This window comes from Candidatus Pelagibacter sp. HIMB1506, assembly GCF_052047935.1.
Taxonomy (GTDB): Bacteria; Pseudomonadota; Alphaproteobacteria; order Pelagibacterales; family Pelagibacteraceae; genus Pelagibacter.
In genome coordinates this window covers 778,879-794,814 of sequence record NZ_JBNAIS010000001.1, presented here as the reverse complement: position 1 = coordinate 794,814, position 15,936 = coordinate 778,879, and the positions used below count along the sequence as shown (strand labels likewise).

General features: G+C 29.6%; 23 protein-coding genes and 1 riboswitch. Of the genes, 7 read left to right on the top strand and 16 right to left on the bottom strand.

Going from position 1 to position 15,936, the window contains the following annotated elements; genetic code table 11:
• The 3 genes from ACTTA8_RS04380 to ACTTA8_RS04370 all read left to right on the top strand — a co-directional run bounded on the left by ACTTA8_RS04380 (nt 1) and on the right by ACTTA8_RS04370 (nt 875).
• Entirely contained in the window at nt 1-300 is a 300-nt protein-coding gene (locus tag ACTTA8_RS04380) for an SUF system Fe-S cluster assembly protein (protein WP_075506523.1), read from the top strand.
• Nucleotides 300-632 (top strand): HesB/IscA family protein, encoded by a 333-nt coding sequence (locus ACTTA8_RS04375; RefSeq protein WP_440654526.1) that lies wholly within the window; start codon nt 300-302, stop codon nt 630-632. The genes ACTTA8_RS04380 and ACTTA8_RS04375 overlap by 1 nt, the downstream gene beginning before the upstream one ends.
• A 72-nt stretch (nt 633-704) precedes the next feature.
• Complete coding sequence (locus tag ACTTA8_RS04370) at nt 705-875, top strand: hypothetical protein (RefSeq protein WP_428080472.1); 171 nt, start codon at nt 705-707, stop codon at nt 873-875.
• 7 nt (nt 876-882) lie between these two features.
• On the opposite strand, the gene glnA is transcribed toward ACTTA8_RS04370, so the two are convergent.
• Entirely contained in the window at nt 883-2,289 is a 1,407-nt protein-coding gene (gene glnA / locus ACTTA8_RS04365; RefSeq protein WP_440654525.1) for a type I glutamate--ammonia ligase, read from the bottom strand.
• 140 nt (nt 2,290-2,429) lie between these two features.
• Here glnA and ACTTA8_RS04360 point away from each other — a divergent pair, with 140 nt between their 5' ends.
• Both ACTTA8_RS04360 and ACTTA8_RS04355 read left to right on the top strand, forming a co-directional pair.
• Nucleotides 2,430-2,912 (top strand): YbaK/EbsC family protein, encoded by a 483-nt coding sequence (locus tag ACTTA8_RS04360; protein WP_440654524.1) that lies wholly within the window; start codon nt 2,430-2,432, stop codon nt 2,910-2,912.
• Entirely contained in the window at nt 2,909-3,790 is an 882-nt protein-coding gene (locus ACTTA8_RS04355; RefSeq protein ID WP_440654522.1) for a DMT family transporter, read from the top strand. Before ACTTA8_RS04360 ends, ACTTA8_RS04355 begins: the two co-directional genes overlap by 4 nt.
• On the opposite strand, the gene ACTTA8_RS04350 is transcribed toward ACTTA8_RS04355, so the two are convergent.
• The 3 genes from ACTTA8_RS04350 to ACTTA8_RS04340 form a co-directional block, all read right to left on the bottom strand.
• Nucleotides 3,783-4,688, bottom strand: coding sequence for a homocysteine S-methyltransferase family protein (locus tag ACTTA8_RS04350; RefSeq protein ID WP_440654520.1), 906 nt, complete (start codon nt 4,686-4,688; stop codon nt 3,783-3,785). The two genes, ACTTA8_RS04355 and ACTTA8_RS04350, sit on opposite strands and share 8 nt — an antisense overlap.
• Nucleotides 4,689-4,695: 7 nt before the next feature.
• A riboswitch (SAM riboswitch) is annotated at nt 4,696-4,758 on the bottom strand.
• A 91-nt stretch (nt 4,759-4,849) separates the two neighbouring features.
• Nucleotides 4,850-5,440: a putative 2OG-Fe(II) oxygenase gene (locus tag ACTTA8_RS04345; protein WP_428080462.1), complete on the bottom strand. Its 591-nt coding sequence runs from the start codon at nt 5,438-5,440 to the stop codon at nt 4,850-4,852.
• 36 nt (nt 5,441-5,476) lie between these two features.
• A complete protein-coding gene (locus tag ACTTA8_RS04340) occupies nt 5,477-6,223 on the bottom strand; it encodes a sulfite exporter TauE/SafE family protein (RefSeq protein WP_440654518.1) in 747 nt (248 codons plus the stop codon).
• A gap of 15 nt (nt 6,224-6,238) precedes the next feature.
• Here ACTTA8_RS04340 and ACTTA8_RS04335 point away from each other — a divergent pair, with 15 nt between their 5' ends.
• Nucleotides 6,239-6,739 (top strand): molybdenum cofactor synthesis domain-containing protein, encoded by a 501-nt coding sequence (locus ACTTA8_RS04335; protein WP_440654516.1) that lies wholly within the window; start codon nt 6,239-6,241, stop codon nt 6,737-6,739.
• Here ACTTA8_RS04335 and ACTTA8_RS04330 read toward each other — a convergent pair.
• Genes ACTTA8_RS04330 through moaA form a run of 8 tightly spaced genes read right to left on the bottom strand, consistent with a single transcriptional unit; the run spans nt 6,720 to nt 11,138 of the window.
• Nucleotides 6,720-7,136, bottom strand: coding sequence for a YqaA family protein (locus tag ACTTA8_RS04330; RefSeq protein WP_440618637.1), 417 nt, complete (start codon nt 7,134-7,136; stop codon nt 6,720-6,722). The two genes, ACTTA8_RS04335 and ACTTA8_RS04330, sit on opposite strands and share 20 nt — an antisense overlap.
• Before the next feature lie 21 nt (nt 7,137-7,157).
• Entirely contained in the window at nt 7,158-7,403 is a 246-nt protein-coding gene (locus ACTTA8_RS04325; protein WP_440651169.1) for a DUF1244 domain-containing protein, read from the bottom strand.
• Nucleotides 7,396-7,980, bottom strand: a complete 585-nt coding sequence (locus ACTTA8_RS04320) for a sulfite oxidase heme-binding subunit YedZ (protein WP_440654514.1) — start codon at nt 7,978-7,980, stop codon at nt 7,396-7,398. Before ACTTA8_RS04320 ends, ACTTA8_RS04325 begins: the two co-directional genes overlap by 8 nt.
• Complete coding sequence (gene msrP / locus ACTTA8_RS04315; RefSeq protein WP_440654513.1) at nt 7,980-8,885, bottom strand: protein-methionine-sulfoxide reductase catalytic subunit MsrP; 906 nt, start codon at nt 8,883-8,885, stop codon at nt 7,980-7,982. Before msrP ends, ACTTA8_RS04320 begins: the two co-directional genes overlap by 1 nt.
• The gene (locus ACTTA8_RS04310; protein WP_440654512.1) at nt 8,872-9,324 is read right to left on the bottom strand and encodes a molybdopterin synthase catalytic subunit; all 453 of its coding nucleotides are present in this window, start codon (nt 9,322-9,324) and stop codon (nt 8,872-8,874) included. The genes msrP and ACTTA8_RS04310 overlap by 14 nt, the downstream gene beginning before the upstream one ends.
• Nucleotides 9,324-9,593: a molybdopterin biosynthesis protein MoeD gene (locus ACTTA8_RS04305; protein WP_440654510.1), complete on the bottom strand. Its 270-nt coding sequence runs from the start codon at nt 9,591-9,593 to the stop codon at nt 9,324-9,326. The genes ACTTA8_RS04310 and ACTTA8_RS04305 overlap by 1 nt, the downstream gene beginning before the upstream one ends.
• A gap of 5 nt (nt 9,594-9,598) precedes the next feature.
• Nucleotides 9,599-10,144: a cyclic pyranopterin monophosphate synthase MoaC gene (moaC, locus tag ACTTA8_RS04300; protein WP_440654509.1), complete on the bottom strand. Its 546-nt coding sequence runs from the start codon at nt 10,142-10,144 to the stop codon at nt 9,599-9,601.
• Nucleotide 10,145: 1 nt separating this feature from the next.
• Nucleotides 10,146-11,138 (bottom strand): GTP 3',8-cyclase MoaA, encoded by a 993-nt coding sequence (gene moaA, locus ACTTA8_RS04295; protein ID WP_440654507.1) that lies wholly within the window; start codon nt 11,136-11,138, stop codon nt 10,146-10,148.
• A gap of 33 nt (nt 11,139-11,171) precedes the next feature.
• Between moaA and ACTTA8_RS04290 the strand changes: the two genes are divergently transcribed.
• Nucleotides 11,172-12,011 carry a phytanoyl-CoA dioxygenase family protein gene (locus ACTTA8_RS04290; protein WP_440654506.1) on the top strand — a complete coding sequence of 280 codons (840 nt, stop codon included), beginning with the start codon at nt 11,172-11,174 and terminating at the stop codon, nt 12,009-12,011.
• 35 nt (nt 12,012-12,046) lie between these two features.
• Here the strand turns inward: ACTTA8_RS04290 and ACTTA8_RS04285 are convergent, their stop codons facing one another.
• The 4 genes from ACTTA8_RS04285 to ACTTA8_RS04270 form a co-directional block, all read right to left on the bottom strand.
• A complete protein-coding gene (locus tag ACTTA8_RS04285) occupies nt 12,047-13,009 on the bottom strand; it encodes an aldo/keto reductase (protein ID WP_440654505.1) in 963 nt (320 codons plus the stop codon).
• Between the two features lie 3 nt (nt 13,010-13,012).
• Complete coding sequence (locus ACTTA8_RS04280; protein WP_440654504.1) at nt 13,013-13,855, bottom strand: amidohydrolase family protein; 843 nt, start codon at nt 13,853-13,855, stop codon at nt 13,013-13,015.
• A gap of 19 nt (nt 13,856-13,874) precedes the next feature.
• Nucleotides 13,875-14,729: an SDR family oxidoreductase gene (locus tag ACTTA8_RS04275; RefSeq protein WP_440654503.1), complete on the bottom strand. Its 855-nt coding sequence runs from the start codon at nt 14,727-14,729 to the stop codon at nt 13,875-13,877.
• 75 nt (nt 14,730-14,804) lie between these two features.
• On the bottom strand, nt 14,805-15,809 hold the full coding sequence (locus ACTTA8_RS04270; RefSeq protein WP_440651178.1) for a substrate-binding domain-containing protein: 1,005 nt from the start codon (nt 15,807-15,809) through the stop codon (nt 14,805-14,807).
• Nucleotides 15,810-15,936: the final 127 nt, after the last annotated feature.

Sequence of the window (15,936 nt, the reverse complement as noted above, 5' to 3'; positions counted from 1 at the left end):
ATGTCGAAAAAAGATCAAATTATTGAAGAAATTAGAAAAATTTACGATCCTGAGTTACCAGTGAATATTTATGAACTAGGTTTAATTTATGATATAAAAGTTGAGGATGATAAATTTGCAAAAATTAAAATGACTTTGACCACTCCTAATTGTCCTGTTGCTGAAAGTTTACCTAAAGAAGTTAAAGATGGTGCAATGCAAGTTGAGGGTATTGAAGACGTTGATCTTGAATTAGTTTGGGACCCACCTTGGAATAAAGATATGATGTCAGAAGCTGCAAAACTGGAGTTAAATTTATAATGAATCCAATTATTAAATTAAGTGATAATGCTGCGGAAAGAATTAAAGAAATTATGTCTAATGCAGAAAAAGGCTCTTTAGGTGTAAGAGTTTCAGTTAAATCAGGAGGTTGTGCTGGCATGTCTTACGTCATGGAGTATACCAAAGAAGTAAATCCAAATGACGAAGTCATTGAGGAAAAAGGTGTAAAAGTATTCGTCGATTCTGCAGCTATTATGTATTTGCTTGGAACAGAAATGGATTACAAAAAAGAGGAGCTATCTTCTTCATTTGTATTCAATAATCCAAACGAAACAGAGAGATGTGGTTGTGGGGAATCCTTTAAAATCTAGCAAAAGTTGAATATTCCCATTTAACGCATATCAGTATTGCATTATACGCATACCTAGTATATATATCTAGGTATGAATAAATTTGAATTTAAAAATCTTGTTAAAAACCTAAAAGATACAATTAAAGAAAGAACTTTCTTTAAAGATTTACGTAAAGAAGTTGAGACCGGTGCAAACGGAACTCAAGATTACGTTGTTAAAAAAGGTATTAACAAAGATACAATTGCAACAACCAGACAGTAATTAAATATTAACTACTGTAATACATCTCAAACTCTACAGGATGAGGTGCGTGTTCAAATTTATGAATTTCCTCAAACTTAAGAGCTATATAAGCATCGATTTGGTCGTCAGTAAATACACCACCTTGAGTTAAAAACTCTCTATCTTTATCTAAACTTTCCATTGCTTCTCTTAAAGATCCGCAAACAGTTGGTATAGCTTTTACTTCTTCTGGTGGCAATTCATATAAATCTTTATCAAAAGACTCACCTGGATGTGTTTTGTTTTTAATTCCATCAATACCAGCCATTAGCATTGCTGCGAACGTTAGGTAAGGATTACCTGCTGCATCTGGAAATCTAATTTCACATCTTGCACCTTTTTTACTTAAAGTAATTGGAATTCTACATGATGCGGATCTGTTTCTAGCAGAGTAAGCTAATAATACTGGTGCTTCAAATCCAGGAATTAATCTTTTGTAACTATTTGTTGTAGAGTTAGCAAAAGCATTAATTGCTTTAGCGTGTTTTAAAATTCCACCAATATAGTGTAATGCAGTTTCAGAAAGTCCTGCATATGCTTCACCAGAAAATACAGGGGTATCACCTTTCCAAATAGATTGGTGAATATGCATACCTGAACCATTATCACCAGCAACTGGTTTTGGCATGAAGGTTGCAGTTTTTCCAAAAGAATGTGTCACCATTTGAACTACATACTTATAAAGTTGAACGTTATCTGCTTGGTCAACTAAAGTTCCAAAATACATACCAAGTTCATGTTGACTTGGAGCAACTTCATGGTGATGTTTTTCAACTTTGATACCAACTTCTTTTAAGTTTTTTAAATATTCACCACGCATATCTTGCTCACTATCAACAGGTGGCACAGGGAAATAACCCCCTTTAATTTGAGGTCTATGACCCATATTTCCATTTTCATATTCTTTACCTGAATTATATGGACCTTCTTTACTATCTATTTTAAATCCACTTTCATTCATATCATTTTTAATTCTTACATCATCAAAAACAAAAAATTCTGGCTCAGGTCCAAAAAACGCTTTATCACCAATACCTGATGCTTTTAAATATTCCTCTGCTTTTTTTGCAACTCCTCTTGGATCTCTTTCGTAAGGATCTTTTTTGATTGCATCTAAAATATCACAGAACAAAACTACAGTATTATGAGACGTGAAAGGATCCATGAACATTCTTGCAGTATCAGGTTTTAAAATCATGTCAGATTCGTTAATTGCTTTCCATCCAGCAATAGATGAACCATCAAAAAACACTCCTTCATTAAGCATGTCGGCATCCACTATTGATGCATCCATAGTTAAATGTTGAAGTTTTCCTCTTGGATCAGTAAATCTTAAATCTACGAATTCTGCTTCTTTTTCTTTAATATATTTTAAAACGTTTTCTGCACTCATTTTGTCTCCTATGTAATTTTGATGGTGCCTAATTAGCAAAAAAAAGTTAAAAAATAATGCTTATTTAATAAATAACACCTATGCATTTTTTACATAAGTAGTGTATCTACTCAATCAAATTAAGGAATTTAATAAATTCAATGGAATCAATACTAAATAAAGAACCGGTAAAAAGGGCAGAAAAAGCTCTTAAAACATCCGATCAAAATTTAAATGTTATCGTCTTAGACAAAACAGCAAGAACTGCCAATGATGCTGCTACAGCTTTAGGTTGCAATGTTGGTGCTATTGTTAAAAGTTTACTTTTTAGGGCAGGTGACAACTATATATTAAGCTTGGTATCTGGAGACAAGCGTTGCTCATTAAATAAGTTAAAAAAAATTCTTAATGAAAAAGACGTGTCCATGGCATCTCCTGAGGCAGTTAAAGAAAATACTGGATATACAATTGGTGGAGTGTCTCCAGTAGGGCACTTGAAGCGATGTAAAATCTTTATTGATAAAAGTCTTGAGAGATTCCCAGATATATATGGAGCAGCTGGACATCCAAATGCTGTTTTCAAAATAAATTATAATAAGTTAATTGAAATAACAAACGGAACACCAGAAGATATTATTGAATGAGAGAACCAAAACTAATTGATTATAGTTTATTAACGTTGCTAGCATTGATTTGGGCATCAGCTTTTTTTAATATTAAAATAGCAACCTATTCGTTTGGACCTGTTACGATTGCGTTTCTAAGAGTTTTTTTTGGTTCAATTCCAGTTTTACTACTTTGCTTTTACAAACAAATTAAAATTGAGGCATTTTCAAAAGATTGGCATTGGTTTGCAATGATTGGATTTATAAATTTAGTAGCTCCATTTTTTTTAATAGCATATGGAGTTAAATCTGTTCAAAGTAACTTGGCAGCAATTTTAATGTCATCAACTTCACTTAGCTCAGTAGTATTAGGACATTTTTTCACCAAAAATGAAAAATTTAATTTAATTAGAACAACAGGAGTTCTAATTGGATTTTCAGGAATAGTTTATTTATTTTCAGATAATTTATTAATTAATGAAAATAACTTTACCTCAGCATTATTAATTTTGTTAGGTGCTACTTGTTATGTAATTGGAGGTCTTTTAACATTAAAAATAAGTAAGAAAAAAAATGAAAATGTAACCAGTTCAATTTTGATTTGGGCTACTATTATATTATTACCTTTAGTATGTTTGATTGAACAACCTTGGAAAACTGTTCCAAGATTAGATTCTACTATTTCAGTTATTTATCTTGGGTTGGTATCTACTGGAATTGCTTGGTTATTAAGATTTAGAATTTTAATTAACAATGGTTTAATTTTTCAATCTCAAGTATCTTATTTAATTCCAATATTTGGTACCATTTTAAGTTATATCTTTTTAAAAGAATTGGTTACTACTAAAGTTATAATTTCATTGATTACAGTTGCTACAGGTATCTATTTTGTAAGAAAAGGTACAAAATTTAAATAATGTTTTTTATTGCCTCTATATGAGAAGGGCGAGTTTCACAACATCCTCCGAGAATCGTGGCTCCATTTTCTTTAAATTTATTTGCAAAAATTGATATTTTTTCAGGATCTAAATCTTTTCTTTGACCTAAAAAACTATTGGGGTTAGATCCATCATTCTCTTTATACTGAGAAGTATAACCACCTTTAGGTTTGGTTGTAATAAATCCGTTTAATTTAAAACCAAATGGAACTTTAAGTTTTTGAATTTCATCTAAATTATTTTCATAATTTTCAGGCGAAACACATGCTAGAATTACTCCTAAGCAATTTTCTGTAATTATTGAATTAATTTCAGAAATTTTTTCTCCACTTGGTAAAGAATTTCCTTCAGAAATATGAACCCCAACTAAGTATGGTTTATTAAATTTCTTAATAGCTTGTATTCCACATCTAATTTCTTTGATACTGCTCCAGACGTCAAAATAGAAAAAATCTACTGAAGGATTTAGTATTTCTGCTAATTCTAAATGATCTTTTGTAATTTCTTTTTCGCTTCTCTTGTCTTCTTCATATGTCAAATCTTGAGGAGGAAGTCCTCCTGCAATCTTAATATGTGGATTATTTAATTTAGCTTTTTGTGCAATTTCACAGGCTTTCTGATTTAAGAATTTAAATTGATCTTCTATTCCATTTTCTCTCAATCTTTTTCTTCTCGTTGTAAAAGTTGTAGTTACAATTACATCAGCTCCAGATTTAATAAAATCATTATGAATATTAAGTATTAAATTGTGGTATTTTTCCTCAATTAAAGCATTTGCACTCCACAAAGTTCCTTTAGGTTCCATACCTCTGGCCAATAATTCTTGACCCATTCCACCATCTAAAATTTTTGTTGTTTTAAAAAAATCCTTATTCATTTTATCCTCACTTTTTTAGTGCTTAAGCTACATGCAGGTGCACAATATAGTTTAACTACCTTGCTAATTAGATCTAATGGGAATTTCCATTTTAGCAGTTTATGCCCGCAATAGGATCAAATCGGCAATTAGATTTATATAATATTATTAAAGTTTGTAAATTATTTATTAAAAATTATTTTAGCATTGAAAGAAAACGATCTTCTTTCTTCTTCAATATTAAAGGGGTAGGCTGTATGCATTAAGTAGTTTGGAAATATTAAAAGATCGCCTGTTTTTGGTATCAAATTAAAAATACTTTTTGAAAGAAAAGCTTTTTGTCCATTTATAAAATCAATTGTTCCATTGGTTTTTATTTTTTTATTTTTAACATTTTTATTTTTTGTCATATGTTTTGGAATTTTTAAATAACCAACACCCGATAAGTCTCCTTCATGATAATGTATAGGATTATACTCATTTTTATATTGGCTAACGACCCACAGATTTAAAATTCTAATTTCTTTAATTTTTTTAATATGTTCTTTAGTTAGAAAAATTTTAATATTTTTTATTAATTCTTTTTCCAAATTTTTTTTTATAAAACTTTTAGAAATTTGAACTTCTTTTCTAATTTGACTTGCTAATTTTGAACTATAATCATTTGATTTTGAGAAGATTTTTGTATCAACTTCATTGTTAAGTTTTTCTAAAAATTTTTTAGAAATTTTAGATTTTCCTATTGAAGGCCCAAATGGTTTAAAATTTTTCATGAGAGATTAAATATATCAAAAAATAATTAATTCAACTTAAGCTATAAGTGTTATGCCCATTCTTATAGCGACAAAAATTACTAAGCATGCAGTCATTAGAGCTAATATTTTGTTAGATAGAAATTTTATATTTAAAAAACTTCCAATTTGACCACCAATTAAGACAGCAATAAATAGTGGCCAGTAATTTAAAAATTCGTTGAAGACTATATCCTTTGTTAATTGACCACCTATACCAAAAATTGAATTTACTAAAATAAATAAGGACGCAGTACTTGTTATATGCTTTGGAAATCCTGCTTTTATCAAAAATAAAATAGGACTTAAAAATATCCCACCACCAATTCCAACCAAACCAGATATAAAACCAATGATTGATCCTATTAATATTGATAAAACTAGGGGTATTTTTTTAATTACAATTTTTTGTTTGTTAAAGGATTTGCTTTCAATAAGTAAAAAAATTCCAGCTAATATTAAAATGAAGAAAAGTAAAATCTCGAATAAATTTTTTTCAATTGAGATAGATGCTCCGATAAAAGCAAAAGGTATAGAACCAATTAAATAAGGATAAAGTAAATTAAAATTAATATTCTTTGATTTTAAAAAATTTATAGAATTTCCAGAAACTACAATAATATTACAAATCAAAGCTAAAATTGGAAAAATATAGTAAGGGATATCCCAAATTAAAAGTAAAGCAAGATAAGTTGAGCCACCACCAAATCCTATACTTGAATATAATACTGCAGTTATAAAAAAAAATATTGTAAGTATAATCATTAAAAAAATTTATTTATGATTGTAAATATAGCTTTACTAACTGTAACAGATACAAGAACAATTGATAACGATAAATCTGGTGCGATCTTGGTTGAAAAAATTAAGGAGGCCAATCATCAATTAATTGACAGAAAAATTTGTAAAGATAATAAAGCAGATATAGTTAAAATTCTAAAAGACTGGACTAATCATAAAGATATTGATGTTATCATTACAACTGGTGGCACAGGTTTAACTGGAAGAGATATTACACCCGAAGCTGTTGATGAAATAGCAGATAAACATATTCCAGGATTTGGCGAAGTTTTTAGGACTATTAGTTTAAAAACAGTTGGTACGTCTTCAATTCAATCTAGAGCTTGTGCAGTTCTATCAAATGGTAAATACATATTTGCCTTACCAGGATCCTCAGGTGGAGTAACAGATGCTTGGGATGGTATTCTTAAACATCAATTAGATATTAATCACAAACCTTGTAATTTTGTCGAATTGTTTCCTAGACTAAAAGAGAAATAAAAAAATATCTCATTATTTTTCCAAAACTCACAAGCAATAAAAAAATTAAAAACTTAATTCTCATCGTTCCAGCAATAAAAGTAATTGGATCACCAATAATTGGTACCCACGCAAATAACAAAGACCATTTACCATACTTTTTAAACCACCTGGATGATCTATCAATTTGTGTGTTAGTAAAAGGAAACCATTTTTTATCTTGAAATTTCAAGAAATAAATTCCTAGAAACCAATTGAAGATAGATCCTAAAATATTTCCAAAACTTGCAAAAAATATTAACAAAAATTTGTTATAAGTTTCTGATAATAAATAAGTTGCTAATATAGCCTCAGATGAAAAAGGAAGTATTGTTGCAGCTAAAAATGAAACAATAAATAGACTTAAATAGGCAAACATTAACTAGAATTGAATAGAAAGTTACTTCTGGTATTTTTCTTTCCATTCAGAGTAGGGCATTCCATAAATATGCTGCCTTGCATCAGGATCTGATATTTCTACTCCTTTTTTTTCAGCTTCTTCTCTATACCATCTAGACAAACAATTTCTGCAAAATCCAGCTAAATTCATTAAATCAATGTTTTGAACATCTTTTCTTTCATCTAAATGTTTCATTAATCTTTCAAGTGTAGCTGATTGAATTTCTTTTTTTAGATTATCATCCATAATTTACGTTCCTATTTTTAATTTTAATTCTTAAAGCAAGTAAAACAAGTATTATTACCAAATATACTAGTGGTCTAAAAAAAATTGTTTTAGATAACCATATATAATGAAGAGCTCCAAATATCGCTATTACGTAAATTAATCTGTGTAATTTTTTCCAATTGTTTTTAAGCAACTTCATCATCATTTGAGAAGATGTAATTGCCAATGGAAGTAGTAATACCCATGCTGCAAATCCAATAAAGATGTATTTTTTTTTCAGAACATCATCAATTATTGGCTGTAAATTAAATCTATAATCTATACCTACGTAAGTAAGGAGATGAAGAGATGCATAAAAAAAAACAAACAATCCCAACATTCTTCTAAAACTTATCCAAATATTTAAATTAGTTAGCCTTTTAAGTGGCGTCATACTTAATGTTAGACAGATAAATATTAAAGTCCACTCTCCAGTAAAATGAGTAATTTCTTTTACAGGTTCTGGCCCAAGTTTATTGAAGTATATTTTGTAAAAAATTAATAAAAAAGGAATTGTACTTAAAATAAATACACCTGGTTTAAAATATTTTCTCATTAAAAATATTTTTTTAGATCCATCCCTGTATATAAATTTGCAACTTCATCTCCATAACCATTAAACATGAGCGTTTTTACTCTTGGCACCCAAATATCTTTACCAATTATTCTTTCTGTTGCTTGAGACCATCTAGGATGATCTACATTAGGATTAACATTAGAGTAAAATCCATATTCTCGTGGAGATGCCCACATCCATGATGAAGTCGGCATTTTTTCTACAAATTTTATCTTAACAATTGCTTTTGCACTTTTGAAACCATACTTCCAAGGGATAAATATTCTCAGAGGCGCTCCATTTTGATTTGGAAGCTTTTTACCATACAAACCTGTTACAACTGTAGTTAAAGGGTGCATTGCTTCATCAATTCTTAATCCTTCTTTGTAAGGCCAGTTCAAAACCGGATATCTTTGACCTTTCATTTGTTCAGGATCATAAACACTTTCAAATTCAATATACTTTGCTTTGCTAGTTGGGTTTACTTTTGACAATAATTTACTTAGCGAAAAACCCATCCATGGAATAACCATTGACCATCCTTCTACACATCTTAATCTGTATATTCTTTCTTCAGAGACAAATGTTTCGGTTATTTCTTCCATAGAAATTTTGATAGGTTTTTCAACTTCACCCTCTATACTTAGTGTCCATGGTGATGTTTTAAAATTTTGTGAATTAACATAGGGATCACTCTTTGAAGTACCGAACTCATAATAATTATTATAAGTTGTTATGTCTTTGAAACTTGTAAGTTCATTCCTATCATCAGCTTGAGATTGACTTGCAAAAGGAATTGCGGCTACTGCTAAAGAACTTACACCATACCCAAGAGATTTAATAAAAGATCTTCTATTTTTATAAATTTTCTCTGGTGTTATTTCTGAGTACTTAATTTTTTTCATGAATAATAGGATTACCTTTTAACCAATCGCTTTGATTATTTGTATAATGTTCTTTTTTCCATATAGGAGACCTTTTTTTAATTTCTTCTATTATATATCTTGATAGAACATAAGCCTCATCTCTATGCTTGCATGCAACTCCTATAATAATACTAATTTCACCTAAATTTAAGTATCCTTTAGCATGTTCAATAAAAACACTCTTATTCTTTATATTTAGTTTTTCTTCAGCCTCATTATAAATTTCCTCAAAACTTTTTATTACCAAAGCATCATGGCTATCATATGTAATACCTAAAACACTTTTATTATTATTTTGATTACGAACTGTGCCACTAAAAATTAATGAAGCTCCAAAATCATTCGATGCTATAAACTTTTCAGCATCAATTAATGATAATTTTTTAACTTTACTATCTACAATGTCAGTATGAAGCATTAACCCCCTCCAATTGGAGGAATAATACCAATTTTTTCATTATTTGTGATTTTATAATTGTCGCTAACAATATTATTTTTTTCTGAACAAAAAGCTGAAGAGTTAATGATTTTTATATAATTTTCATTTCCATTAAATTTCTGCTCTACATATTGGATTATTTTATTCCTTATATCCTTGATTGTTGTCTTTTGACCTAGATCTAGTTCTAATAAATTTTGGTTACTAAAATCTCTTGCAGCTCCAAACAACTCAATTTTAACTTTCATAAAGTTTAGAAAAAATCTTTTAAAAAATTTGGAAGTCCATCTGGATTTTTCCATAATCCAGTTTTTCCACCTTCTTTAATTAATAATTTTACATTATCTATTTTTAGATGAGGATTTACAATTTTGCTTAAATCGTAAATTGTAATCAGAGCTGCATTTACTCCCATTATTGCTTCCATTTCCACACCTGTTTTGGCATAAGTAGAAACCACACAGTATACTTCTAGAGAACACTCTTCTTCATTCATTATGATTTTAGTAGCGGTATGATCTATTGGAAGAGGATGACACAAAGGTATTAATTCACTTGTTTTTTTAACTCCTAATACTGCCGAAACCTCTGCTAAAGTAATTGGATCACCCTTAGGCATCTTTTTACTTTTAATTAGTTCAAACACTTCTTTGACAACATAAATTTTTCCTGATGCCAAAGCTCTACGGAATGTTTCTTTTTTTTCAGAAACATCAATCATTTTAAATGAATTTTTTTCAAAAATTTCCTTTGCCCAGTTTTTTAAATCGTTATTAGTTACAATCTTTAAATTTTTCATTTTATCCACCTGTTGTTGATAGATTTTTTGTTAATCCTGTTTCTCCTATTTCAAGATAGTGAGATTCTTTTTTATAATTTAATTGTTTCAAAATTAAATCTTTCAGTTCTTCAGTTTGGTCATCTCTTTGCATCAAGTGTCTAATATTTATTCCAGTATTTCCAAATAAACACAATCTTAAATCACCTTTGGCAGTTATTCTTAGTCTGTTACAACTCTTGCAAAAATCTTTTGAGTAGGGTGCAATAACACCAAATTTTCCTTTGTATTCAGGATTTATATAATTCTTAGAAGGACCAGCATCTTTACCAAATGTTTGAATTACCCAATTATTATTATTTAAATAATCTGTAAATTTATTTGCAGACACATGATACTGATTAAAATAATCTAAATTATCTCCAGTTTGCATTAATTCTATATATCTAAAATCAATTTGATTATTTTTTATAAAATTAGCCCAACTTTTAAAATCTTCTTCTTTATCATTAACTCCTTTAAGAAGAACTGCATTAACTTTGATATTTTTAAAATTTAATTTTTGTAATTTTTTTATTCCTTCTAAAATCTCATTTAATCTATCATGTCCTGTAATTTTTCTAAAAGTTTTTGGGTCAAGACTATCAATACTTATATTTATACCATCAAGACCACTTTCATTTAAATCATCTGCAATTCTATCTAAGTGATATCCATTAGTAGTGATTACAGTTTTTTTAATACCTGAATTTTTTTTAATTATTTTAATTATATCCAAAAAATCTTTTCTAACTGTAGGTTCTCCTCCAGTTAATCTTATCTTAGATACACCTAATTCTGATAAAGCTTTTGCAAGTCTTCCAATTTCTTCTTTAGTGATAAAGGTTCTGTTATCACTTTTATCAATTTTATAACCATTGGGTAAACAGTAGCCACATTTAAAATTACACACATCAGATATTGACAATCTTATGTATGGAAACCTCCGTCCAAAACTATCTTTGAGAATATTCATATGATATATTGAGTATTATTTCTTAAATAATCTATGAGTCAAATTTTAAATGATAATGAGATTAAACTATTTAAAAGAGATGGAGCGGTATTTTTAAGAAATAAATTTGATATAAAATGGATTGAGCTTTTAAGATCTGGAATAAATAAAGCAAAAAACAATCCAAGCCCCAGGTTTACTAATCATACCACAGATCCAAATTTGCCTTGTTATTTAGAGGATTTTTGGACATGGAACTTACATAAAGAATTTGAAAATTTTGTTTTTAATTCACCTACAGCTAAAATTGCCTCTGAATTACTAGATGCCAAACAGATTAATTTAGTAATGGATAATTGGTTTTTTAGAGAAGCTGGCTCTAAATCTAAACCACCATTTCATCATGATATTTCTTACTTTGATTTTGAAGGTTCAATGTGTGTTTTGTGGATACCTCTTGAGCCAGTAAGAAAAGAAGACTCTATAGCCTGGATAAAAGGATCTCATTTGTGGAATAAATTATTTATAAGAACTCGTTTTAAAGACGGTCATAAAGTTGATGGAGCAGAAGGAGTTGTGAATGGTGTTAAGTATGAATTAACCCCAGATATAATTTCTAATAAAGAAAATTATGAATTTTTAGAATGGGATTTAGAAGTAGGAGATTGTGTATATTTTGATATTAGAACTTTACATGGAGCTTTATACGAAACTACTCCAAAATCAGACATAAACAGATTTACACTTAGAATGGCAAAAGAAAATTCAAAAATAATTTATAGAGGTGATTGGGCTAGAGAAGAAAGATCAATTATGGAGGCTAATGGATATAAAAACGGTGATGATTTAAGTGGTAAAATGTTTCCAACACTTTATGAAATTAATTCAAATTAATTATAAAATCTATTTGTCTTAAATTTTTTTAAAATTTAGCCTGGAGTATATGTCCTCTCAGCCTCTGGATCTTTGGTTGAGTAAGGTAATTTTAAAACTTCATTCCAAAATTCTTCTGGTATATCTGTTTCAGCCCAAGAAATATTTTTTTCAATACTCTGAACACTAGTAACACCACAAATGGTAGATGTTATTCTTTTATCTTTCATTGAAAACTGTAAGGCTGCAGCACCCATTTCAACATTATATTTTTTACAAACTTTTTCTAATTCTCTAGCTGGCGCAAGTTTTTCTTCAGTAGCATCCTGGTAAGTTATTTTTTTAAAATTACTTGGACCTTTTGCCAAAACACCACCTGCGTAAGGAGCAGCGTTAAAAATAGATATATTTTTACTATGAGCATAACTGTACATTTCATCTGCTTCTCTATTTAACAAAGTGTATCTGTTATGATTTATTATGACATCAAAGTCCCACTTTCTTAAGATAGGGAACATAATATCTATTCTTCCCATAGCTAAACCAACTGCTTTTGCCAAACCTTCTTCTTTAATTTTAAACAATTCATCCAATGCCCCATCTTTTTTAGTTACGTCATTTATATCTTTTACGTATTCTGGGTCATGAAGAAATAAAACGTCTACAGAATCAACGTTTAAAGCTTTTAAACTTTCTTCAACAGACTCCCTTGTTCTTTTTTTATCAAGAACCAATGTATCCATATTTCTATCGATCTTAGTTGATAAGACAAATTTTTCTGGCCACCCGCCATTTTCTTTTATTGCCATACCAATTCTTTTTTCACTTTCTCCCATTGCGTAATTTCTTGATGTATCAAGCAAATTTACTGGACCTTGAAAAAATCTTTTTAGTGTTTCTTGAGCTCTTTGTTCAGGTACTTCATAACCGTAAGTATCAGGCATACTTCCTAAAGAAGAAGTTCCAAAACTCAATTCAGTGACTTCAACACCAGTATCTTTGATTTTATTTTTTTTCATAAATTATATTTTTAGTTTATAAAACTTTACTGCATTATTATAAAAGATGTTTTGTTTTTCAGCTATACTTAATTCTTTAAGTAAATTTGTTGCTGCATTATACCATCCTAAATAGTTTGTTCTTAAGTTGCAAACAGGCCAATCTGACCCCCACAAAATCTTTTTATCAGTAAATAGATTTAATATTTCATCTACATATGGCTTTAGATCTTGCTCAGTCCAATTTTCGCAGGCTTCTGTGACCATACCAGAAAATTTACAATATACATTTTCTAGCTTAGATAATTTGTCCATACCTTTTTGCCAATGAATAAATTCTTCTTGTTTATTGTTACAGATTTTTGGTTTCATTAAATGATCTATAATAAATCTTAGAGAAGGATATTTTGTAGCAATTTTGTAAAAATTTTCCAGGTGCACTGGAAATCCTAGTGCATCAAAGCTTAATTCTAAATTAATTATATTTTTAAAAAAAGTATCAAAATTTTTATTTAAAACCCAATTTTCATCTGGAATATCTTGTATCATTGGTCTTACACCAAGAAATTTAGGATGTTTTGAGAAAATTTTTAATTTTTCTAATTGATTTTGGTCTTCAAAATTTACCCAACCAATAACTCCACAAACTAAATCAGAACCTTCAGCAATATTTAACATATATTCAGTTTCAGCATTAGTTGCTGCAGCTTGAACTAAAACAGTTTTGTGTAAATCTATAGACTCAGAAACTTTAGTTAAATCTTTAACTTCATATTTTCGATTTAATATTGGATTGTCTTTTGGCATCCAATGATAATCATCCCTTGAAGGATCCCAAAAATGTTGATGTGAATCAATAACTTTCATAAGTTATTATAAATTAGGTTCACTCTCCCAAAATGCTTTCATCTAAAATCTTAGTGTCATATGCTGAATAAGAATGCCAACCCGCAACCGTTTGATCAAAATCAACAATACTTCCAGTCATAATCCCCGACTCATCTGAGCACAAGAAAGCTAAGATCTTAGCAACATCCAAAGGTTTGTTTAATCTTTTAAATGGAACTTTGGCTTCAGCTTTTTTTAACCAGTCATCATCTGCATTATGAAATTTTTTTTGAATTACTGTTTCTGCTGGTGTATCTGTCCAACCTAAATTTACCCCATTAACTCTTATTTGGTGCCCAGATACTGAATTTGCAACATTTTTAATCATTACTGCTAATGCTGCTTTAGAAGAGCTGTAAGCAGTTAAGAAAGGCATACCACTATATCCAGCCATTGATAAAATATGAGCAATAGTTCCTTTTTTTTTATCTCTAATCATTATTTTTATAACATCTTGCATCATAAAAAGTGGAGCTTTTACATTTACATTAAAATTTTTGTCATAATTTTCCTCTGTAGTGCTTAAGATCGTTCCTCTTTCTGTAAAAGCAGCAACATTAATAAAACTATCTACAGTATTGAATTTTTTATCAGTCTCAGAAACTATTTTTTTACAATCTTCAAGTTTTTCTAAATCTGCTTGAACGTATAAGCATTCCGCACCTATACTTTCTATTTCAGATTTTATCTTGTTTCCTTTCTCTTTATTTCTTCCACAGATAGTTATTCCCTTAGCACCTCTACTTGCAAGCAATTTTGCTGTCTCAGCTCCACTACCTTGAGTACTTCCTGTTACAATTATTATTTTATTTTTAAACTGGTTAGCTTGATCAGATATATATTTATTAGTCATAAAATTTTAAGTTATACAGATAACTAAGCCCAATATAAAAATTGGGCTTAGAAACTTTTAAGAAGAATAATGATTTTATCCTGCAATACAAGATCCAATGTTTGGCTTCATACAAACATCAAGACCTGTATAGATTGCTTTTAGTGACGGGTTGTCAAATTTTAATGCTTTACCATCTACTATGTCTTTAAGAACATACATAGCTTTGTAGCCCATCATATAAGGTTGTTGACCTACTTGACCATGTGTTCTTCCAGCATCTAAATCTTCCATTTGCATTGGAAGAGTATCTGCAATTACAACAGCAGTTTTCATAGAACCAATTCTATCTGCATGCTTTTCAGCAACTCTTCTGAAAGCTTTAGATACAAATTGAGGAAAACCTCCAGTTGGTACAAATGCTGTTAGATTTGGATGTTTTGCAAAGATATCTTCCATTTGTTGTACAGAAAGAGGGAAATCATCGTTCGTGTACAGAGGACATCCGCTAGCTTCAGTCCATCCATTTTCACCTTTAAGAGCCGCACTAGGATAAGTTCCTGAATCTGCTCTTCCAGCAATAGTGTCTCTTATTCCTGACATTCTTTCATTGTGGTTTGCAGCTGCAGCACCACCAGATTGTATACAAATTTCACCACCGTTAGGTTTTAACATCATAACGATTTGCGCAAGGTATACACCAATGTCATAGTTTTTTGTTCCAACATAAGCTGCTCTTAAACCAGCATCTTTAGTTAAAAGATCTGAGTCCCAAGTAATAATTGGAATATCTGTTCCTTTAACAGCTTTTGCCATTGCAGCTGCATTAGAAGATGCAACAGCAATTCCATCAACACCTTTAGCAATTAAATCTTGAACAATTTGAACTTGTTCTTGTTCAGTATGCTCTCCAGGTCCAATGTATAAACACTCTATTCCACCAATTTCTTTCTCAGCAACTTTACAACCATCTCTTGCTAAATCAAAAAATGGGTTGTTCATAGCTTTTGGAACTAATGCAAAAACTTTATCAGCTGCATATGAAATTCCAGAAATTGATACAAAAATAAATGCTAACATTGCAATTATTGTTTTTCTCATATTTCTCTCTCTATTAGTTAGTTAATGTATTAAACAAATACTATTTAGAATGAGACTTCGTTTCAAGTAAAATGATGTAATACAACTAAAAAGTGATACATCAAATGATTGATTTTACATCATTAAG